Origin of the sequence: Parazoarcus communis, assembly GCF_003111665.1 — a bacterium.
Taxonomy (GTDB): Bacteria; Pseudomonadota; Gammaproteobacteria; order Burkholderiales; family Rhodocyclaceae; genus Parazoarcus; species Parazoarcus communis_B.
This window is the reverse complement of sequence record NZ_CP022188.1, coordinates 209,398-229,522: the sequence shown is the minus strand read 5'-3', so window position 1 is coordinate 229,522 and position 20,125 is coordinate 209,398. Positions and strand designations below refer to the sequence as shown.

At 60.9% G+C, this 20,125-nt stretch carries 16 protein-coding genes; 5 read left to right on the top strand and 11 right to left on the bottom strand.

All coding sequences use genetic code 11. From position 1 onward, the window contains the following. Positions 1 to 31 precede the first annotated feature (31 nt). Positions 32 to 1,924: a propionate--CoA ligase gene (locus CEW87_RS01000; protein WP_108971156.1), complete on the top strand. Its 1,893-nt coding sequence runs from the start codon at positions 32 to 34 to the stop codon at positions 1,922 to 1,924. Between the two features lie 94 nt (positions 1,925 to 2,018). Here CEW87_RS01000 and CEW87_RS00995 read toward each other — a convergent pair whose 3' ends face one another. The 3 genes from CEW87_RS00995 to CEW87_RS00985 are packed head-to-tail and all read right to left on the bottom strand — an operon-like array spanning position 2,019 to position 5,256. Continuing rightward, a complete protein-coding gene (locus CEW87_RS00995) occupies positions 2,019 to 2,792 on the bottom strand; it encodes a PEP-CTERM/exosortase system-associated acyltransferase (protein ID WP_108971155.1) in 774 nt (257 codons plus the stop codon). A gap of 20 nt (positions 2,793 to 2,812) precedes the next feature. After that, complete coding sequence (locus tag CEW87_RS00990; protein ID WP_108976848.1) at positions 2,813 to 4,024, bottom strand: ABC transporter permease; 1,212 nt, start codon at positions 4,022 to 4,024, stop codon at positions 2,813 to 2,815. A gap of 5 nt (positions 4,025 to 4,029) precedes the next feature. Beyond that, positions 4,030 to 5,256: an ABC transporter permease gene (locus CEW87_RS00985; protein WP_234421629.1), complete on the bottom strand. Its 1,227-nt coding sequence runs from the start codon at positions 5,254 to 5,256 to the stop codon at positions 4,030 to 4,032. 423 nt (positions 5,257 to 5,679) lie between these two features. Between CEW87_RS00985 and CEW87_RS00980 the strand changes: the two genes are divergently transcribed. Together CEW87_RS00980 and CEW87_RS22910 are read left to right on the top strand one after the other, a co-directional pair. Continuing rightward, positions 5,680 to 7,371 carry an FAD-binding oxidoreductase gene (locus CEW87_RS00980; protein WP_108971153.1) on the top strand — a complete coding sequence of 564 codons (1,692 nt, stop codon included), beginning with the start codon at positions 5,680 to 5,682 and terminating at the stop codon, positions 7,369 to 7,371. Between the two features lie 302 nt (positions 7,372 to 7,673). After that, positions 7,674 to 8,519 carry a PEP-CTERM sorting domain-containing protein gene (locus tag CEW87_RS22910; protein ID WP_108971152.1) on the top strand — a complete coding sequence of 282 codons (846 nt, stop codon included), beginning with the start codon at positions 7,674 to 7,676 and terminating at the stop codon, positions 8,517 to 8,519. Between the two features lie 134 nt (positions 8,520 to 8,653). Here the strand turns inward: CEW87_RS22910 and CEW87_RS00970 are convergent, their stop codons facing one another. The 8 genes from CEW87_RS00970 to CEW87_RS00935 form a co-directional block, all read right to left on the bottom strand. Then, on the bottom strand, positions 8,654 to 9,790 hold the full coding sequence (locus CEW87_RS00970; protein ID WP_108971151.1) for an SDR family oxidoreductase: 1,137 nt from the start codon (positions 9,788 to 9,790) through the stop codon (positions 8,654 to 8,656). Further along, positions 9,787 to 11,565, bottom strand: coding sequence for an AMP-dependent synthetase/ligase (locus tag CEW87_RS00965; RefSeq protein ID WP_108971150.1), 1,779 nt, complete (start codon positions 11,563 to 11,565; stop codon positions 9,787 to 9,789). Before CEW87_RS00965 ends, CEW87_RS00970 begins: the two co-directional genes overlap by 4 nt. A gap of 1 nt (position 11,566) precedes the next feature. Continuing rightward, on the bottom strand, positions 11,567 to 12,646 hold the full coding sequence (locus CEW87_RS00960; protein WP_108971149.1) for a hypothetical protein: 1,080 nt from the start codon (positions 12,644 to 12,646) through the stop codon (positions 11,567 to 11,569). A gap of 148 nt (positions 12,647 to 12,794) precedes the next feature. Then, complete coding sequence (proB, locus tag CEW87_RS00955) at positions 12,795 to 13,910, bottom strand: glutamate 5-kinase (RefSeq protein ID WP_108971148.1); 1,116 nt, start codon at positions 13,908 to 13,910, stop codon at positions 12,795 to 12,797. A 25-nt stretch (positions 13,911 to 13,935) separates the two neighbouring features. Further along, the gene (gene cgtA / locus CEW87_RS00950) at positions 13,936 to 15,141 is read right to left on the bottom strand and encodes an Obg family GTPase CgtA (RefSeq protein WP_108971147.1); all 1,206 of its coding nucleotides are present in this window, start codon (positions 15,139 to 15,141) and stop codon (positions 13,936 to 13,938) included. Positions 15,142 to 15,294: 153 nt separating this feature from the next. Beyond that, positions 15,295 to 15,564 (bottom strand): 50S ribosomal protein L27, encoded by a 270-nt coding sequence (rpmA, locus tag CEW87_RS00945; RefSeq protein WP_108949262.1) that lies wholly within the window; start codon positions 15,562 to 15,564, stop codon positions 15,295 to 15,297. Between the two features lie 18 nt (positions 15,565 to 15,582). Continuing rightward, positions 15,583 to 15,894 (bottom strand): 50S ribosomal protein L21, encoded by a 312-nt coding sequence (gene rplU, locus CEW87_RS00940; protein WP_108949261.1) that lies wholly within the window; start codon positions 15,892 to 15,894, stop codon positions 15,583 to 15,585. A gap of 70 nt (positions 15,895 to 15,964) precedes the next feature. Next, positions 15,965 to 17,674: a SulP family inorganic anion transporter gene (locus tag CEW87_RS00935; protein ID WP_108971146.1), complete on the bottom strand. Its 1,710-nt coding sequence runs from the start codon at positions 17,672 to 17,674 to the stop codon at positions 15,965 to 15,967. Between the two features lie 160 nt (positions 17,675 to 17,834). Here CEW87_RS00935 and CEW87_RS00930 point away from each other — a divergent pair, with 160 nt between their 5' ends. Both CEW87_RS00930 and CEW87_RS00925 read left to right on the top strand, forming a co-directional pair. Beyond that, a complete protein-coding gene (locus CEW87_RS00930) occupies positions 17,835 to 18,620 on the top strand; it encodes a FadR/GntR family transcriptional regulator (RefSeq protein WP_108971145.1) in 786 nt (261 codons plus the stop codon). After that, entirely contained in the window at positions 18,617 to 20,125 is a 1,509-nt protein-coding gene (locus CEW87_RS00925) for an FAD-linked oxidase C-terminal domain-containing protein (RefSeq protein WP_108971144.1), read from the top strand. Before CEW87_RS00930 ends, CEW87_RS00925 begins: the two co-directional genes overlap by 4 nt.

Genomic DNA, 20,125 nt, shown 5'->3' with positions numbered 1-20,125 from the left:
GTACAGGGAAAACACAAGGGAGAGGATGCTTATGACTACGTATATGGACTTTCACCGCAGGTCGATCGAGGATCGCGACGGCTTCTGGGGCGAGCAGGCGCAGTTGGTTGACTGGCACAAGCCGGCCGACCAGGTCTGCGATTTTTCCAACCCGCCTTTCGTGAAGTGGTTCAAGGGCGGCGAAACGAACCTTTGCTACAACGCAGTAGACCGTCATGCCGCGAAGCGGCCGAACGATCGCGCGCTGGTCTACATTTCCACTGAAACCAACGAGGAGAAGGTGTATTCCTTCTCCGAGCTACAGCGCGAAGTCGAGCGCATGGCGGCGATTTACCTCGAACTCGGGGTGAAGCGTGGCGACCGTGTGCTGATCTACATGCCGATGATTGCCGAGGCTGCGTTTGCCATGCTCGCCTGCGCGCGCATCGGTGCAATTCACTCGGTGGTGTTCGGCGGATTCGCAGCCGGCTCGCTGGCCACCCGTATCGATGATGCCAAGCCCGTGCTGATGGTCAGCTCGGACGCCGGCATGCGCAACGGCAAACCCGTGCCCTACAAGCATCTGGTCGACGAGGCCTGCAAACTGGCGGAATTTCCGCCGGCCAAGGTGCTGATCATCGACCGCGGACTGGACAAGGGCTTCTCCAGGGTCGAAGGTCGTGACGTCGATTACGCCGCGCTTCGTGCCAAGCACATGGATGCACAAGTGCCGGTGACGTGGCTCGAATCGTCAGAGCCGAGCTACATCCTGTACACCTCGGGCACCACGGGCAAGCCCAAGGGCGTGCAGCGCGACACAGGTGGCTACACGGTGGCGCTGGCAGCGTCGATGAAGCACATCTTCACCGGCGGCGAAGGCGAGACCATGTTCTCGACGTCTGACATCGGCTGGGTGGTCGGTCACAGCTACATCGTCTATGGCCCGCTGGTCGGCGGCATGGCGACCATCATGTACGAAGGTACGCCGCTGCGTCCGGATGCCGGCATCTGGTGGCAGATCGTCGAGAAGTACAAGGTCAGCGTGATGTTCTCGGCGCCGACGGCGGTGCGCGTGCTGAAGAAGCAGGATCCGGCCTTCCTCAAGAAGTACGACCTGTCCTCGCTCAAGCACCTCTTCCTGGCGGGCGAGCCGCTGGACGAGACCTCGCACCAGTGGATCATGGAAGAACTCGGCATCCCGGTCATCGACAACTACTGGCAGACCGAAACCGGCTGGCCGATGCTGGCCGTATGCCGCGGTGTTGAAGACAGCCCGATCAAGCTCGGTTCGCCGGCCTTCCCGGTCTATGGCTACGACCTGCGCATCTATCGTGAGGATGGCACAGAGTGTGGCGCCAACGAGAAAGGCATTGTCGGCATCGTGCCGCCACTGCCGCCAGGCTGCCTGTCTACCGTGTGGGGGCAGGACGAGCGCTTCGTGTCGACCTACTTCACGCTCTTCACCGATCCGGTGGTGTACTCGTCGTCGGACTGGGGTATCAAGGACGATAAGGGCTACCACACCATCCTTGGGCGCATGGACGACGTGATCAACGTTGCCGGCCATCGCCTGGGAACCCGCGAGATCGAGGAGGCGGTGCAGACGCATCCGGCGATTGCCGAAGTGGCGGTTGTCGGTGTGCACGACGAGCTCAAAGGGCAGATGCCGATGGCCTTCGCGGTGGTGAAGGATGCCAGCGTGGTCGATACGGCAGAGAAGCGTGCGGCGCTCGAGAAAGAGGTGATGAAGAAGGTGGATGCGAGCCTTGGCGCTATTGCCCGTCCGGCCCGCGTGTTGTTCATCAACGGTCTGCCCAAGACCCGTTCGGGCAAGATGCTGCGTCGTTCCATCCAGGCGCTCGCCGAAGGCCGCGATGCAGGTGACCTGACCACGATCGACGATCCGAGCACGCTCGATCAGATCAAGCAGGCACTGGCTGGCTGAAACAGGGCAAAGCCCGAGCAGTAATTCGAAGGCCCGCATATTGCGGGCCTTCGTTCATTCGGAGAGCGCCAAGTCACGACGCCGCAGGCAGGGGTCAGCGTCCGGTGAGATTTTTGCCGCCTGATGTATCTTCGAAACCGTTCTCGATCTCTTCCTGCACCACGCGCCACATGGGCCTTACCAGAAAGCGCATGTTCTTGATGATGCTCGGCACGTCCATCATCGAAGGAACGCGGGTGCCGCGGTGCTCAACCGGCCCCCCAATCTGACGAATGTCGACGCCAAGCTTGCCGAAGTGCGACGCGAGCCTCGGTTCGGTGAGAACGAACAACGTGTCGATGCCGCTGCGCGAAGCCAGTGCCACGGCTCCGAGATAGAGGCCGATCGGAATGTAGGGAAAGCGCGGGCGATCACCCGTACCGAAGTCATCGTCACTGATCGCGACTGCGGCCTTGTCGTCGCCTTTGCGTCGGCGGTACGTGCCTCGCACCGCCAGGCGGGACACTTCTGCGATACGGTCGCGGGGAAGCTTGAGCGGATCGATGATCGAGCGGTCAAGCGTGTTCGCACAGGTACGTTCGAATGGCAGCGGCGCAAGCGGATCGTCCGGCTTTGCCAATACCAGCCGGGTGCACCCCACCAGGTGATTGGGTGCGTTCGAGGTGCGGATCAGGCAGTGCAGGCTGTGCGGATCGTATTCGTCGGTTTCAAGCCGGTCAGGGCGCTCGGGCTCGAACTTCAGCTCTTCACAGTAGACTTCGTGGCGGATGCGGAAGACGTCGTTGCGCAGGGCTTCGTTCGTTGCCGGTGCAATCTCGAAGTACTTGCGAAAGCCGTGGCCGAGGTTGAAGCGTTCGAAGATCTTCATGATTCATGAGCCTGAAAGCGTTAGTTGCTTTGCCGGAGTGCGTCGACGACGGGCGTTGACGCTACACGGTTCGCAGGAAATATGGCAGCAAGCGCAGCTGCAGCCACCCCGATCAGGAAGGCAATCGCAACAGTGGCCGCATCTACCCTGATAAATGCCGTGTAGCCCACGTTTGCATTTGGAGGAGGAGGCATCGGGATGCCGATTGCGGAAATCGTTAACGCAAGGGCTATGCCAGCCAGCACCCCGAGTGTCGCACCGATCAGACCCAGCAGTGCATTCTCGAGCAGGATCAGGCGAAAAACCTGCCTGCGCGTGTTGCCCAGCGCCTGTAACGTTCCGAATTCACCAAGGCGTTCGAAGGCGCTCATGTTGACGGTGTTTGCAACGGAGAGCACGACCATGAACAGGATGATCAGCTGTAAAACGCCGAACTGTCGGTCATACAGTTGCAGGGTTTTATCGTAGAAATCCGAAAGTTGCCGCCAGTTGCGAGAGTCCAGTTCCGGCGGAAGCGAGCCTGTAATAGCCTCCTGAGAAGTCTCTGTGTCCTCGGTGCGATTGAGCGTTACGACCAGCAGATTAGCGCCGGCCGTCGCCATCAATTCGCGGGCGGCACCAAGGGTAATGCGCACAGCTCTGGCGTCAAAATCCTTGGAAAAACTCTGGAAGACGCCAACGATCTCGAAGTCGAGCGTATTGAGTGCGCCATCTGTCGTGTTCATGACCAGAATCACCGAGTCGCCGGGTTTGACGCCGAGGGAGTGAGCGACGCCCTGTCCGATCGTCATTCCGAAGGAGGCATCGTCAGTCAGCTGACGTCCCGCCGTAATGCTGAGATAGGTGCCCAGACGGGACTCTTTGTCCGGCTCTACCCCCTCGCCGATGATTGGCAGGTCACGTTTGCCATTGTTGAGCAGCCCTGCAAAGCTCAGACGCGCAGCCACCTCATCGACCCCCGGTTGCGCCTTGATCAGGTCGGCGACGGCTTCCGGCTTGTCGATCAGGTAGCGATCCGGCTGACGGGTGCCTTTCTCCAGGAAGTCTTTGCGAAATACCTGTACGTGGCCTGTTTGGGAGTGAATGATGGCTTCTCCCAACTGAACGAAGATGTCCTGAACGAAGCCGCCAGACAGAATCAGTCCGGCTACGCCGAAGATGATCGCCGCAAGTGTCATTGCGGTCCGGACTTTCTGGCGAAAGATATTGCGCAGAGCGAGTTTGAATAGCATCGTGCTCACCGCTGGTGACGCAGCGCGTCAACGATATTCATGCGTGATGCCTTCCATGCGGGGAATACGCTGGCGACAAGGGTCGTCACGAATGCCAGGAGGAAAGCATCGAGTGCCAAGGCCGGCGAAATGGAAATTGCGCCAATATATCCACGAGCCATGCCTGGCGGTGGCGGCATCGGAATCCCGATCAGCGAAACGATCTCCCCGCACAGGTAGCCGAGCGCAACGCCGATGATGCCTCCAGCGAGTCCCAGTAGCGCCCCCTCGAAAATGAACAGCATCAGAACGCCACGTCGCCGAACCCCGAGCGCCATGGAGGTTCCGATTTCGCCAGTGCGCTCAATGACTGCCATTGAAAGCGTATTGGAGATACTGAGTATGACGATCAGTGCGATCAGGATCCGTACCACCCCAATCTGGCGCGAGAACAGTTCCACCGTCTTGTTGTAGAAATCGGCAAGCTCATTCCAAGGGATAACCTCGAATTCTGCGGAAGGCAAGGCTTCGCGGAGTGATTGGGTAATCGCCTCCGTTGCCTCGGTGCGATCAAGAAGCACCGCCCAGCTGGTCGCTCCGTCCACCCTCATGAGTTTGCGAGCGACGTCAATGGGTACCCGAAGCACGGTATCGTCGTAGGCCTTGGTGACGGTCGCAAAGGTGCCGGACACTGTCAGCTCTACTGCATTTGCCCCCCCGGAAGCAGTGGTCGCGAGCAGTACGACCGAGTCTCCTGGTGCTGCCCCCAGATTTGCCGCCAGCCCTTCACCCAGTAAAACCGAGTTAGGTGGGCTGTTGGGCAGATCGGATCCCGCTGCAATAATAATTGCACGCGTGATGGGGGCCTCCTTCTCGGGGTCGATACCCTCCCCAACAAAGGACACCGTTGCGTCGTCCTTGCTGAGAAGTCCGCTGAATGCGAGCCTTGGCGCTACCGTGCGGAGTCGCTCGCCCACGGCTTCCGTCACCGCAGCGGTGTCGCTGGGCAACAGATAGGCGTATGGATCACCCAGTCCTTCGCGAAAGTAGCCCGGGCGTGTGATCTGGATGTGGCCAAGCTGGGAGTGGATCGTCGACTCCCGCATATCCTGGAATATCCAGTTGATGAAACCGCCGGCGAGAAGATATGCAATTACACCTCCGGCCAATGTTGCCAGCGCGAGAAGTGCTCGTCTCCTCTGGCGAGCAACGTTTCGTGCTGCCAGCGCGACCGATTGGAGAACGAGTGTCACTGGGGGCAGTTGCATTAGAGGTCGGCGTCGATCATTTGACCCTCATCATATTTTCATTGGACCAATAATGCACGGAGTTGTCGCCTGAAAGCGCTGCGAAGCGACCACCGGTCTCTGGCGCAACGACCGTGTGAGGTTGCGGTTCGAGGATGATTGCCCGCGCGCGACGGCGTGTGGTGCGCTCTGCAGTTCCAGTGCGTGGACGGGAGGGGATTTGGTAAGCTTGCCTCAGTAACGCCGGCGGGGCGCCTGGAGATCGTTTGAGGGGCGCATCGCGGTCGGCGGCAATGGCTGTCCCTGCAACTGCCTCCGGACGAACAGGATCCGCAAGCGAAGGCTCGGGAGACAATCGGGAAGCCTTGTACTGCTGAATGTTCCAAAGCCTCAATCCATAAAAGACGCTCAAATAGGACTGGACGAACGATGCCAAATACACAAAGCGAAACGCGGTTTACGCAGCAGGTTTCCGACCAGTTGAAAGCAATCGTCGGGTCGGAGTTCGTCTGTACAAGCAGCGAAGATCTTGATCGATATTCTCGTTGCACGATTCCTTGGCAGAAACGTTGCGCAGCGGTCGTCTTCCCGGGGAGCGGGGAGGAGGTTTCCCGGGTCATCAAGCTTGCTGGCGAGCACGGACTGACGATCTGGCCGTTCAGTACGGGAAAGAACTGGGGCTATGGGGCGTCGCTGGCGACAGAAGATGGGGCGATCGTGCTCATCCTTGAGCGTATGAACCGCGTTCTTGAGGTGAATGAAGAACTCGCCTACGTCGTCATTGAGCCCGGCGTAAGCTACCAGCAGTTGAACGCCCATCTCAGGGAAACAGGCTCCAGGCTTTGGGCGGACTGCACCGATGGTCCTCCAGAGGGCAGCGTCATTGGCAACGCACTGGAGCGGGGGATTGGCGAAACGCCTTACGGGGATCACTTCGGAAATCTCTGCGGGCTTGAAGTCGTACTGCCGACAGGCGAGTTGGTGCAGATCGGTACTTCGTCGAAATCGCAAAGAACCTGGCATACGCACAAATGGGGTTTGGGACCGTATATCGAGGGGATGTTCAGCCAGTCGAACCTGGGGGTGGTGACACAGGCCGGCTTGTGGTTGATGCCTGAGCCTGAAGAATACAATTCCTATGTCTTCGAGATTCGAAATGAGGCCGATGTGCCGGCCGTCATGGATGCATACCGCAAGCTTGCGCTGTTGGGTGTGGCTGTGAGCAAGCTGCACATGATCAATGACTTCGTCACGATTACGGTCCTGACGCAACGCCTGCATGAAGATGTTCCGTCCAAGGGGCGACTCTCCGCGGCTGACCTTGACGGTCTTCGTCACAAGTATCGAATCTCGCCCTGGAGTTGCGGCGGAGGGCTGTACGGTACCCGCGAGCAGGTGAAAGTTCAGCGCAAGCTGCTGCGCCGTGAGCTCGGCCCCTATGGGCGCTTGATTTTTCTGACCGATGGACGGCTATCGCTCCTTGATAAGCTCGTCAAACTGGTGAAGAAAAACGACTGGATGCTTCCGTTCTTGCATGGATTGGGCAAGACCTCACTTCCAGTCCTTGAGCTTGCGCCTCACGCGCACAGGATTCTGAAAGGCATTCCAACAGAGTACTTCGTGCGGCATGCCTATTACCGGCATGGCGCATCGCGTCCGGACAGCGATGTCGATCCTGCTGCCGATCGCTGCGGACTGATCTGGTTTGCGCCGATCCTGCCGGTGATCGGCGCCGAGATCGTGCGCTACCTTGCCGACTCGCGAAAAACCTTCGAAGAGTACGACTTTGATTTCTACGTTGCCATGCTCATGATGAATCCGCGCTCGGTCGTGTGCCTGATGGCGATCATCTATGATAAGGAAAGTCCTGATGAGGTCGAGCGCGCAAAGCAACTTTACGCGCGTCTTGTGCAGGATATGCAGGCGGTCAATCTTCAACAGTACCGGGCGGGACTGGCTGGGTGGGACTCTGTTTATAGCGGTGCCCCCGAACTGAAGAGTCTGCATGGCCGCATCAAGAAGGCGCTGGACCCCAAGGGGGTGATAGCGCCGGGCCGCTACGATGTCGGTAGTGCGGTGCCGGAGAGCGGCGTCGAACCGATTGATCCTCCCGGCCTCTGATCCGTGGTGTGAAGCCGCATGCCTCCGGCACGTTGCGGCGAATTCAGGGAAAGCCATTGGCGTCGCGGGTGCGTGGTGAAGCGTTCAGGCTTCGGGCGGAATTAACAGCTTTGTGACTGTGGTGTCGCTGTCGGGATTTTTTACATTCACGAATGCAGGACGTTTTTTCGCAACGAGAGTGTTTGTGTTTTATGTTTATAAAACAGTTGCTTAGATATCGTTCTTTGCTGTTGGCACGCTAACTGCTTATTGGTAGCAGCGGATGTTCTGCAACGAATTCACACTACTAAAGAGGTGCTGGAATGAAAAAAAATCTTATCGCGATCGCACTCGCAACCGGCGCAGCCCTGGCAAGTGCTCCTGCTTCCGCCGTGGTGGTTGCAGGCATTGATTTTGGTACGCTTGGTGTTTCCAATACCCACATCGAAACGATGACGCTTGCCCAGCAGTTCATCAATCCGGCCACCACTGCCGCTGGTACCGGTCAGGGTATGGGTTACGGCTACATCACCACGATTAACGGCAACAGCAACTACTGCACGGCAGGCGGTGGATGCGGCCTGTTCTACACGGTGAACTTCACCGGTGGTACCTTCACGTCGGCAACCGACATCCAATTCACCGGTACCGATGTCAATCTGTACTACCTCAACGGACCGCTCCTGAACCTGCTGACGCAGAATTCGAACGCGAACCTGGCAACGATCATGGGCGGTTCGCTCTATGCATCGCTGACCGGGCACGGCAACCTCGGTGGCGCTACTCCGGCCAACGTGGTCAGCCAGGCGTCGGGCAACCTGAGTGGAACGAGCATCAACTTCTTCGGCAACGGTCTGCTTGATGTTGATACCGCAGTTGGAAATGCAGCTTTTGCGGCTTTCCTCGACGGAAATGGCGTGACTGATGCTGTTGGCGGTACTGCTGACATCGCTTACACGGAATCGGCCAACAACTTCGTTCTGAATCCGTTCGACGTCTCTGGCGGATTGGCTGCCGGCTGCTCTAACGGTACTGCAGCAACCGGCGCATGGTGTCTGGCTGGTACGCTGAACACCCGCGGTGTTGCACAGGTTCCGGAACCCGGTACGCTGGCGCTTCTGGCCCTCGGCCTTCTCGGCGGTGGTCTGGTACGTCGCCGTCGCGCCTGATCGTTGATCAGTGGCTGTGAAAAAGGGCACCTTCGGGTGCCCTTTTTTCGTGGTGTGATCCCCGCTCTGTGACAGGTATGGATGTTGCGGGAGGCTTGTGGGCTTTCCGCCTGTCGGCCCCTCGCAGAAGCCCTTCAGTTGCTCCCGAGCGGATGTTTCTGCTCAAGAAAACGTGCAAGCACTCTCGGCAAGTAGTCCTTGCCGTCGGGAATCGCCTCTTTTCGGCTTGCAAGCCAGGCGATGTACTTCTGATTATCGAAGCCCTGCTGATCAGCAAGGTAGTCCATGTAGATCGGAAGCGTTGCCAGCGCTCGCCTCTTCTCCGGCTGCAGGAAACGCCCGGCAAGGTTGAGCGCGCCCATGAAAAGACCAATAGGCAGCTTCAGTGCAAACGGGACGGCAAGTCCGTGCTTGCCGAATGCGGCCCCCACAAGCAGGCGCAGGTCGGCGAGCCTGATCGATTTCTCGGGGCCCGAGCACAGGTGGAAGATCGATCCGACCGTTCCGGGGTCAGTGCTTGAGGCGACGATCGTGCTGGCAACGGTGTTAACCGGAATGGTGTCGAGGCGAACGTCTCCAAAATCGGGGTACAGGCCAAAGGTCCGACGCCCGGAAAGGAAGTCACAGATAAAATAGAAAATCTGAAAGTGGATGATCTTGCCGTCGCGCGCGTCTCCGATCACCATGCTCGGCCGGTGGATCGTAATTGGCAGCTTCTCCTCTTCGAGAGCCTTGCGTGCCAGGGCCTCTGCTTCAGACTTGGATTGTTCGTAGGTGTTATGGAATTCACGCGGCTCATCGATCCAGGTCTCGGGTAGCGCGCCCGAGCGCTTTCCTGCAATGCCGACTGTGCTCACCAGGTCGATCTTGCGGAGGGTGTCATTCTCGGCAAGCTTCCGGGCGAGCGTCAGAATCGCTTGCATCGAACCTACCGCCGAGTGGCGGGCGTCTTCCAGGCTGAGGTTCATACGCACGCTCGCAGCGCAATGAATGATATGGGTGGTGTCGCTGACGACTTTGGCGTAGTCGTCGGGCGTCATTCCGAAGTTGGGTTCGGCAGCGTCTCCGCGCAGGGGGTCGATACGGCGCCGGGTTTCGGTGTCCGCCGCAAGGCCCCAGAACGCACACAGTTTCTCGAATCTCTCTGCGAGATGCTGATCCGATTCAGCGCGCAACAGAATGCGCAGTTTTACGTTCTCGTTCGCATGAAGCAGGGGAACGATCGCGCTGCCAACGGCGCCGGATGCGCCGGTCAGGAAATAAGTATTCATGGGGTCAGAATCACCGGAGGATTGGTTCGAATGTCCGTGTCAGGCGAGAGGCGTGGGATTTCATAGGCCTGGTCGATCTCGCGTTCGAATCGCGTTTCAATCTGTTTGCGACGAATCTTCAGGTTTGAGGTAAGTTCGCCAGTCGCAATTCCGAGTGGTTTTGTGCTCGCGATGATTGCGCCTGGGCGCTGATAGTGGGTAAAAGCTTCGCATGCCCTGGTGACGTCGCGGCTGATCGTCTTTTGCCCCTCAGGCGTTTGTGCCTGCTTTCCCATTTCGTGTTCAGGGCTGAGGGTAATGATGGCCACCGGGAAAGGGCGGTCTCGCCCCACGATAATGGCGTGGTCGACATATTCGATCTGCTTGAGGGCGGCTTCCAATGGGGCTGGTGCGATCCGCCTCCCGGTCGAGGTTTTGAAGACCTCACTCTTGCGCCCTTCAAGCCAGACGTAACCATCGGCGTCGAGCCGGGCGAAGTCTCCGGTGTGCAGGTACGCTTCGCTGTCTATGGGGGTATCGTGCGCGTCTGCCCCGTAGTAGCCGCTGAACACGCCATCGCCACGTATGAGCAGTTCGCCGTCTTCGGCAACAAGGAGTTCGTTTCCTGGCAGTGCGCGCCCTACGCTGCCGAAGCGGTAGTCCGTCGGCGTGTTCAGTGCGACCGGCATGACGTTTTCACTGATACCGTAGGCTTCAAGCACAAGCCAGCCAAGGCCGTGAAAGCGACCCATGAGCCAGGAGGGTAGCGGCGCCGAGCCGCTGACCATGAACTGCATGCGCTGGCCCATGACTGCTCGCAAACGGGCCAGTATCGGGTTGGCGAGCATGGACAGGGCGCGCCAGGTGAGGCCGACCTGGCCATGAGACCGTTGCAGTGCTGCAGTCTTCATACCGGTTGCCCAAGCCGCAGCAATCAGCAGCCTGACGGGTGCGGGCTGCTTTGCGATCTCTGCCATGATGCCCGCATGCAGCTTCTCGAAAAATCGCGGTACGCCGATAAACAGGGAGGGCTGGATCTCCGGGAGAAGGCGGACGATGTCCTGCGGGTTGGAAACGAAATAGGATCTTGCTCCACAGGCAATTGCGCACAGGTTGATGATGCGCTGAAACAGATTGGAGAGTGGCAGCCAGCAAACGAGGGTGGTTTCGTTGGAAATCGAAGGAAAACGATCAAGAATCGCATCGCAGGCAAGCGCAACCTGGCGGTGAGTGTACGCAATGCCTTTCGGTGTCCCCGTGCTTCCCGATGTAAACACGATTGTTGCAATGTCGTCGGGCGAGGGCGCTGGGGGGGGCGTCGCGCCGGTCTCGAGTGTCTGCAAAAAGTCCGCAAGTGCGTGGATATCCGGGTGGGGTACCTCGGGTTCGGCGACCACGACAATCTCGGGCGCCCGCCAGGTTTCCCTTATGAGCGCAACCTGACGCTCGTTGGCTGTGACCAGTGCGCGTGGCTGAGTCAGCTCGAGGATATGGCGCAGATTGGAAGGGGCGTCATGAGCGTCGATTCCGACGACCGTCGCGCCAAGCATGAGCACGGCCTGCTGGCAGTACTCCCATTCCGGCGAGGTGGGCAGCATGATTGCCACGCGGTCGCCTGCTTGTACGCCAAGCCGTGTTAGCCCGCGAGCGATGCCGGTTGCTCGGTGAGCAACGGTATTCCATGTGACGGGAAGCCATTTTCCATCATCGCCCTGATGCAGATAGGCGACAGCATCCGGGGTGTCTTTGCACCGCGCGAGCAGTCGTTCTGGCAGGGTTGTTGTCGGGGCGGCCATGTCAGGCGTCGCGAAGCAGCGGAGGGTCGTAAGCGCCCTTGGGCAGGTTGATGCGCAGGTCGTCGTCCTGCAGTCCGAGCCATTCCATGCTGCGTCTGACCTCCCTGCCAAGGCCCAGCTTGTTGCGGATCATGAAGTCGACGACGGGGGCCATGATGCGCCAGTACGTAAGACTGGCTTTTCCTTCGCGGATCAGCGCTGCAAACTCCGGTGCGTAGGGGTTGTAGCCGAATTGTTTGAGATCCGAGTACATCATGAGCCAGTTGATCGGGTAATTGCTCACGATCGGGCTTGCATGCGAGCTGCGCTGCACCAGTCCGAGTTCGGTGACCTTGCGGATCACTTTGTCCTGATCGTAGTCCCAGGCGTGGTACGGAGCGAGGTATCGCGGGAATGCGGTTTCTGTGGGGAGCTTCTTTGGGTTGTAAAAGGCGGTGAGTTCAGCTTCCGAGAACTCGCCGCATGTCGCAAGGTGAGGAGGCGTCCAGTCTTCGTCCCGAATGAGCGTCGGAGAAAACTCGTACAGCATGCGTTCCGGTTCGGGTTGGCCCGGTGAGTAGCCGGCCAGAATCAGTGGAATGTTCTTCTCGATCGCCAGTCGAATCGCGGCGCCCTCAAAAAGCGGGGCATAAACGTATGAGACGGTATATACGGCACCGCGGGCTTCCTGGTTGCAAAGCAGATAGCGGAAGAGCTTGCTCAGAAAGCCGAAGGCGGGTGCGAATACCAGGTGGTCGATATTGAGTTTCTTGAGCGCGAGTCGGATGTTCTTCCACGCAACGGGCGGAAGGTCGATGTCGCATGTGAATGCCAGTACCCTCATGCCGTAGTCGACCTTCAGTCGATGCAGCAGGTAGAGGCTGTCCTTGCCGCCACTGAGTGGGACGATGCAGTCGTATTCTGAATTGGGGTTGTTGCGGCAGGCCGCGAGCGTTGTCTCGAGGTCGTCGAGAAAGGCTGCCGAGGAAGGGGCCGTCTTTTCTTGCGGTGTGGTCTGCCGGCAAAACGCACAGACGCCCGCGTTATCAAGGTTCGCTCCAGGTGCTGAGGCCGGGAGCAGACATTTTCTGCACTTGGTCATTCTGACGCCTCCTGTGCTGCCTGGCGCTAAGGCGATTCTAACTGTCCAGGCGCGCTATTCGCATAACCATTGTTCCGGAAGCACAGACAGATTGTACTTTGCACTCTTTGGGTGCGTCTGCATTTCGTCGCAGAGGGGCGCGCATCCTTCAGCGACCGATCATGTTGTTCCGGTGTATCAGTTCCGGTTCGTCGATGTAGCCAAGCAGTTTCTCGATCTCGCTGGTCGGCTTTCGGGCGATGCGGCGGCATTCGGATGCGCTGTAGTTGACCAGGCCCCGGGCCACTTCCTCGCCGGTAATGCTGCGGCAGGCCACTGCTGCACCACGCCTGAAGTCGCCCCTGACTTCGATCAGGCCTACGGGCAGCAGGCTGCGGCCGTTCTTCAGTGCGGTGACTGCGCCGTCGTCGATCACGAGGTCACCGGCCAGTTGCAGGTGGTCGGCAAGCCATTGCTTGCGCGCCTGTAGCGGCGAGCTGCTGGCGTAGAGCAGGGTGCCGACGGGTTCGCCTGCGGCGATGCGCAGCAGCGGGTTCGTTTCGCGGCCGCTGGCGATGCAGGTGTGGGCGCCGCTGCGGGCGGCGCGCTGGGCAGCCTTGATCTTGGTGATCATGCCGCCCTTGCTGATGCCGCTGCCGGCGCCGCCTGCCATCGATTCGTATGTGGGGTCTTCGGCCCGACCTTCTCCGATGAGGGTGGCGCTCGGATCCTTGCGCGGATCGGCGGTGTACAGGCCGTTCTGATCGGTGAGAATGATCAGCGTCTCGGCTTCGATCAGGTTGGCGACGAGTGCGCCCAGCGTGTCGTTGTCGCCGAACTTGATCTCGTCGGTCACGACGGTGTCGTTCTCGTTGATGATCGGAATCACGCCAAGTCCGAGCAAGGTGGTGAGCGTCGAACGGGCGTTGAGGTAGCGGGTGCGGTTTGCGAGGTCGGCGTGTGTAAGCAGGATTTGCGCGGTCTGCAGACCGTGGCGCGAGAAGGCCTTCTCGTAGGCTTCGACAAGGCCCATCTGGCCGACGGCAGCAGCGGCCTGCAGTTTGTGCATCTCCTGCGGGCGCTTGGTCCAGTCCAGCCGTTGCATGCCCGCCGCGATCGCGCCGGAGGAGACCAGGGCGACTTCGCGGCCGTTGCTGCGCAGTGCTGCGATCTGGCGTGCCCAGTCGTCGAGCGCGGCGTGATCGAGGCCTGCGCCATTGTTGGTAACAAGGGCGCTGCCGACCTTTACGACCAGCCGGCGCGCATTCCTGATCTTCTCTCTCATGGTGTTCGACTGCCTGGGTGCAGTGTTAGCGGGGAGTGGTGTCGTCCTGCTGATCGGCTTCGCTGCCGTTATCCTCGTCGCCCTCATCATCCTCGCCGTCTTCTTCGTCGAGCTCGGCTTCGAGTGCGGCTGCTTCAGCGGCTGCGCGGGCTGCGTCGATGGCGGCAAGGCGGCTTTGCTCGGCAGCAAGGCGTTCCTGGCGTTCGGCTTCGATGCGCGCGCGCTCACCGTCGAGGAAGTCCTGGATGGTGAAGATCAGCGGCTTGCAGCCGTCGCCCTTGAGTGCGGAGATCTCGAAGTGGCGCTCGACCGGACCGTAGGCCTCGAGGAAGGCGGCGACGCGTTCGGCGCGCTCTTCTTCCGGGATCAGGTCGAGTTTGTTGAGGGCCAGCCAGCGTGGCTTGTTGTAGAGATCCTCGTCGTACTTGCGCAGTTCTTCGACGATGGCCTTGGCGTCGCGTGCGGGGTCGGCCTCGGGGTCGAAGGGTGCGAGGTCGACCAGATGCAGCAGCACATGGGTGCGCTGCAGGTGACGCAGGAACTGGTGGCCGAGGCCGGCGCCTTCGGCTGCGCCTTCGATCAGGCCGGGGATGTCCGCGATCACGAAGCTGCGACTCTCGGCCGTGCGGACAACACCGAGGTTCGGCGCCAGCGTGGTGAAGGGATAGTCGGCGACCTTGGGCTTGGCGGCGGAGACGGACCGGATGAAGGTCGACTTGCCTGCGTTGGGCAGGCCGAGCAGGCCGACGTCGGCGAGCACCTTGAGCTCGAGGTGCAGCATGTGCCGCTCGCCTTCCTGGCCCATGGTGCGCTTGCGTGGCGCGCGGTTGGTGCTCGACTTGAAGTGGATGTTGCCCAGACCGCCGCGGCCGCCGCTGGCGATCAGGATCTTCTTGCCGTCCTCGTCGAGGTCGGCAATCATCTCGCCCGTTTCGTGCTCGGTGATCACGGTGCCGACGGGGAAGCGCAGGGTGATGTCCTCACCGCCCTTGCCGTAACAGTCCCGGCTGCCGCCGTTCTCGCCACGTTCGGCGCGGAAGTGGCGGGTATAGCGGTAATCGATCAGGGTGTTGATGTTGCGGTCGGCCACTGCGTACACGCTGCCACCGCGACCGCCGTCGCCACCGTTGGGGCCGCCACGCGGAATGTATTTCTCGCGGCGGAACGTGGCAACACCGTTGCCGCCGTCTCCGGCAACAACTTCAATTCGGGCTTCGTCAAAAAACTTCATGATGCTTCCGGCTGGCAGGGACGCGGCAGGTGCGGCAGGTGCCGCGAGCCGGGTCGCAGGGGTACTGGTTATGGAGCGGGTAAAGCAGGTGATGCGATACAAACAAAAAAGCCCTACCGCAAGGATAGGGCTTTTCCGGTCGCGAGGCGAAAATCAGGCCTCGGCTGCCTCAGGCAGAATCGTCACGGTACGGCGACGGGCGGGGCCCTTCACCATGAACTTGACGGTGCCGTTGGTCAGTGCGAAAAGGGTGTGATCCTTGCCGATGCCGACGTTGTCGCCCGGGTGGTATTCGGTGCCACGCTGACGAACAATGATGTTGCCTGCGAGTACGAACTGACCACCGTAGCGCTTTACGCCGAGTCGTTTCGATTCTGAGTCGCGGCCGTTACGGGAACTACCGCCAGCTTTTTTATGTGCCATGTCGACTTACCTCCTGGCTCAGGCCGAAATCGCGTCGATGCGGATTTCGGTGTAGTTCTGACGATGCCCCTGGTGCTTCTGGAAGTGCTTACGGCGGCGCATCTTGAAAATCTTGATTTTGTCGTGACGACCGTGGGACACCACGGAAGCCGTGACGGAAGCTCCGGAAACCACCGGCGTGCCGATCTTGACGGCCTCGCCTTCGCCGACCATGAGAATCTGGTCGATGGTGATTTGGGAACCCACGTCGGCCGGTATCTGTTCTACCTTGATCTTTTCGCCGGCGACGACGCGATACTGCTTGCCACCGGTTTTTATCACCGCGTACATGGAGTTGCTCCGATTGATGGTTTTTGCAAAGAGTCGGGTACTGTATTGCGTGCGCAGGGAAAAGTCAATATTAATCAGTGCGTAATCGCTCGGGCGCGTCCTGGAGCAGCTGGTCCAGCGCCTGCTGTTCGGTGCGGTAGGCCGCGTGGGGCGCGATTCGAGGCCACAGGCCGTCGCGTTGCATGGCGTCGATGACCTGTTTCTTGAGTCCGCAGAAGGCGAGTGCCTGGCCCTGAAGCGCAAAGCGGTCGACCAGGGCTGTGAGCATGTGCAGGCCGGTGGCATCGATGTCGTTGATGCCTGCGCCCGAGATCAGCACGGTGCGCACATCCGGTTGGGCGCGGGCAGCCTGCAGGGTGGCGTCCTCGAAGGTAGCTGCAGTGACGAAGCTCAGCGGGCTGTCGAAGCGCAGGACGACGACATGCGGATGGGGGTGGGAGAGGTCAAAGCGTTCGAGGTCGCGATAGGTGCCATCGGCGTGCAGCCCCAGCAGCGCGACGCGCGGCGTCATGCTGCGGTAGACCATCAGCGACAGCGACAGCAGCAGGCCGGTCAGGATGCCGTTCTGAATGTTGGGGGCGAAGGAAAGCGTGGCGACAAAGGTGAGGGCTGCCGCAACGCCATCGTCACGGTTTGCCTGCCAGGCTTTCTTAAGGGCTCTGAAATCAAGCAGGTTGAACACGGCCTGAAGAATGACCGCAGCCAGCACGGGCTTGGGCAGATGCCAAAGCAGCGGCGTGAAGAAGATCAGGGTCGCCACGACCACGGCGACCGTGACCAGTGCGGACAGGCCGGTGCGCGCGCCGTTGTTGAAACTGAGAGCGGAGCGGGAGAACGAGGCGCTGGTCGGGAGGCTGCCGGTGAATGCCGAGGCGAGCTTCGACAGGCCCTGTCCGATGAGCTCCTGATTCTGGTCCCACGGCTCCCTCAGTTTGCCGGAGATGACCTTGGCGCTCGAGGCGGCCTCCATGAAACTGACGAGGGCGATCACGAAGGCGGTGGGCAGCAAGGTGACCATGGCGTCCGTTCTGATGTCGGGTATCGACAGCGGCGGGAGTCCGGCAGGAATTGCACCCACCACTGCGCCGCCCTGGGCAGCAAACTCCAGCCACGCCGACAGGGCAATGCTGGTGCCGACAACGATCAACACGCCGGGCAGGCGTGGTGCCAGGCGGCGCAGAAGTGTCAGGGATATGAGCGCGCCGATGCCAAAGGAGGCTGATTGAAGGTGAATGTTGCCCGCCTCGCCGAGTGCGTTCAGAAAGTCTGCAAGAAACTGACCGCCGTTGTGCAGCTTGACCCCGACCAGGGGGGGGAGCTGTGACATGCAGATCACCAGCGCAGCGGCGTTGATGAAACCCATCAGAACCGGATGTGACAGCAGGTTGAGTAGCCAGCCCAGGCGCAGCACGCCGAGGGCGAGCTGGATGAGACCGGACATCAGCGCCAGCAGGACTGCCAGCGCAAGGAACTCGGGCGTATCAGGACTTGCGAGCGGCAACAGGCTTGCACCGGTCAGCAGTGAAGTCAGGGCGACCGGCCCGGTGGAAAGCTGGCCGCAGGAGCCAAAGAGCGCGCCAACGAGAGCGGGCAGCAAGGCCGCGTAGAGGCCGATGTAGGGCGGGAGCGAGCCGAGCTGCGCGTAGGCGAGCGACTGCGGCACCATGACCAGTGCAACCGTGAGGCCGGCAATGAGGTCGCCGCGAATGCCGTGCTTGGCCCACTGGCCGGGCCAGGCCAAAAAGGGCAGGAGCCGCGCTGCAGAGGCGCGAGTGGTCATGGCGTTGCCCGGACAAGAATCGAGGGCGAATATTAGCAAATGCTGAGGGAAGCGTGCCAGACGTGTCGCACACTAAGCGCTGCTGCGGCACGCCGGTGGAGGCAGGGGGATCGGGAAAACCCCAATCGTCTGCGGGCACTGCTGCGCTATCATTCGCAACATGTCTGACAAGTTGACAACCTCTATCCGGCGCCCGCTGAACCGGCCTCCGCGGCTGAGCGACACCGTTTCACGCGAGATCGAAGCGTGGATTGGTGAGCTGGGTCTTGTGCCCGGCACGCAGCTGCCTACCGAAAAACTGTTGTGCGAACGTTTCGGGGTCAGTCGCGCGGTCGTGCGCGAGGCGATCTCCCGGCTCAAGGCCGAAGGCTGTGTGGAAACGCGGCAGGGCCTTGGCGCCTTCGTTGCTGCGGTGCCGGGGGAAAGCAGTTTTCGGCTTGTGCGTGAGTCGGTGCCTGCTGAAGCGGATGTGGCGGATACGTTCGAGCTGCGTGCGATGGTCGAGAGTGGTGCTGCGGAGTTGGCCGCGCAGCGTCGCACCCCGGAGAGCCTGTCGCGGATCGCGGCTGCGCTCGATGAGATGGACCGAGCCCTGCAGCGGGGCGAGGGCGGCGCGTCGGCGGATGACGCTTTTCATGTGGCCGTCGCCGCCGCATCCGGCAATCGTCAGCTGGAGCGCTTCCTGACCTACATGGGGCGGCAGTTTTCTGCATCACGCCTGCCAACGTGGAGTGAGGAGGGGCATCGCGCAGGTCGTGCCGCCAATGCGCAGGCGGAGCACCGGCGTATTTTTGCAGCAATCAAGCTCGGCGATGCACTGGCCGCGGGCGAGGCGGCAAGAGCTCATCTCGGTGCGGCAGCCTGCCGTCTGGGTGTCGTCGCACGGCATGAGAATCGGATCGAAAGTGCGTTCAATCGGGCGGGAAAGCATGGAGAGACAGCATGAATCTGAATGAGGACATCGCCCTCGGCGAGCAGGAAGCGGATTTCTCCGCGGTCGACAAGGCCCGGGTGGTCGAAGCACTGGCGCGCGTGCTTCCGCCGGGTGCGTTGATGTACGAAAGCGAGGATCTGCGGCCCTATGAGTGCGACGGCCTTGCTGCCTATCGTGCGCTACCCCTGGTCGTGGCGCTGCCCACAACCGAGGCGCAGGTCGTCGCGATTCTCAAGGCGTGTTCCGAGCTCGGTGTGCCGGTAGTGGCGCGTGGCGCGGGCACCGGGCTGTCGGGCGGCGCGTTGCCGCATACCCAGGGTGTGCTGCTGTCGCTGGCGCGATTCAATCGCATTCTCAAGCTGGATCCGCATGCCCGTACCGCGGTCGTGCAACCCGGGGTACGCAACCTGGCCATCTCAGAGGCCGCCGCGCCGCACGGCCTGTATTACGCGCCCGACCCCTCCTCGCAGATTGCGTGCTCGATCGGCGGCAATGTGGCCGAAAATTCGGGCGGCGTGCATTGTCTGAAGTACGGTCTCACCGTGCACAACTTGCTCCGCGTACGCGGTGTCACGATCGATGGCGAGGTGGTCGAACTCGGCAACCATGCACTCGACGCGCCCGGTTATGACCTGCTCGCGCTCATCACCGGCTCCGAGGGCATGTTGGCGGTGGTTACCGAGGTGACGGTCAAGCTCACGCCCAAGCCGCAACTGGCGCAGTGCGTGCTCGCAGCATTCGACGACGTCATTCGCGCCGGCGACGCGGTGGCCGCGATCATTGCCGCCGGCATCATTCCGGCGGGGCTGGAGATGATGGATCAGGCGGCGACTGCTGCGGTCGAGGAATTCGTGCGGGCCGGCTATCCCTTGGATGCCAAGGCCATCCTGCTGTGCGAGTCCGACGGTACGCCGGAGGAGGTGGCCGAAGAGATTGCCCGCGTCCGTGCGGTGCTCGAACACAGCGGCGCAACCGAGATCCGGGTGTCGCGTGACGAAGCCGAGCGGATGCGCTTCTGGGCCGGACGCAAAGCCGCGTTCCCGGCTGCCGGCCGCATCTCCCCCGACTATTACTGCATGGACGGCACGATTCCGCGCAAGCGCCTGGGCGAGATGCTGAGCGCGATACAGGACATGGAGACACGTTATGCACTGCGCTGCATCAACGTCTTTCATGCGGGTGACGGCAACCTGCACCCGCTGATCCTGTTCGATGCCAATCAGGAAGGCGAGCTCCATCGCGCGGAGGCGTTCGGCGCCGAGATCCTCGAGCTTTCGGTCACCCTCGGCGGCACCATCACCGGCGAGCATGGGGTGGGCATCGAGAAGATCAACCAGATGTGCTCGCAGTTCAAGCGCACCGAATTGCATCAGTTCTTCCGTGTCAAGGCGGCATTCGACCCCGCGGGCCTGCTCAATCCTGGCAAGGCGATTCCGACCCTGAACCGCTGTGCCGAGTACGGGCGCATGCACGTCAAGGGCGGCGAGTTGCCGCATCCGGAACTGCCGCGCTTCTGA

Excerpts from the sequence above, each read along its gene's own strand:
- CEW87_RS00995 (WP_108971155.1), bottom strand. The coding sequence starts at position 2,792 with ATGAAGATCTTCGAACGCTTCAACCTCGGCCACGGCTTTCGCAAGTAC.
- CEW87_RS22910 (WP_108971152.1), top strand. The coding sequence starts at position 7,674 with ATGAAAAAAAATCTTATCGCGATCGCACTCGCAACCGGCGCAGCCCTG.
- CEW87_RS00990 (WP_108976848.1), bottom strand. The coding sequence starts at position 4,024 with ATGCTATTCAAACTCGCTCTGCGCAATATCTTTCGCCAGAAAGTCCGG.
- CEW87_RS00960 (WP_108971149.1), bottom strand. The coding sequence starts at position 12,646 with ATGACCAAGTGCAGAAAATGTCTGCTCCCGGCCTCAGCACCTGGAGCG.
- rpmA (WP_108949262.1), bottom strand. The coding sequence starts at position 15,564 with ATGGCACATAAAAAAGCTGGCGGTAGTTCCCGTAACGGCCGCGACTCA.
- cgtA (WP_108971147.1), bottom strand. The coding sequence starts at position 15,141 with ATGAAGTTTTTTGACGAAGCCCGAATTGAAGTTGTTGCCGGAGACGGC.
- CEW87_RS00930 (WP_108971145.1), top strand. The coding sequence starts at position 17,835 with ATGTCTGACAAGTTGACAACCTCTATCCGGCGCCCGCTGAACCGGCCT.
- CEW87_RS01000 (WP_108971156.1), top strand. The coding sequence starts at position 32 with ATGACTACGTATATGGACTTTCACCGCAGGTCGATCGAGGATCGCGAC.
- CEW87_RS00965 (WP_108971150.1), bottom strand. The coding sequence starts at position 11,565 with ATGGCCGCCCCGACAACAACCCTGCCAGAACGACTGCTCGCGCGGTGC.
- CEW87_RS00980 (WP_108971153.1), top strand. The coding sequence starts at position 5,680 with ATGCCAAATACACAAAGCGAAACGCGGTTTACGCAGCAGGTTTCCGAC.
- CEW87_RS00925 (WP_108971144.1), top strand. The coding sequence starts at position 18,617 with ATGAATCTGAATGAGGACATCGCCCTCGGCGAGCAGGAAGCGGATTTC.
- rplU (WP_108949261.1), bottom strand. The coding sequence starts at position 15,894 with ATGTACGCGGTGATAAAAACCGGTGGCAAGCAGTATCGCGTCGTCGCC.
- CEW87_RS00970 (WP_108971151.1), bottom strand. The coding sequence starts at position 9,790 with ATGAATACTTATTTCCTGACCGGCGCATCCGGCGCCGTTGGCAGCGCG.
- CEW87_RS00935 (WP_108971146.1), bottom strand. The coding sequence starts at position 17,674 with ATGACCACTCGCGCCTCTGCAGCGCGGCTCCTGCCCTTTTTGGCCTGG.
- proB (WP_108971148.1), bottom strand. The coding sequence starts at position 13,910 with ATGAGAGAGAAGATCAGGAATGCGCGCCGGCTGGTCGTAAAGGTCGGC.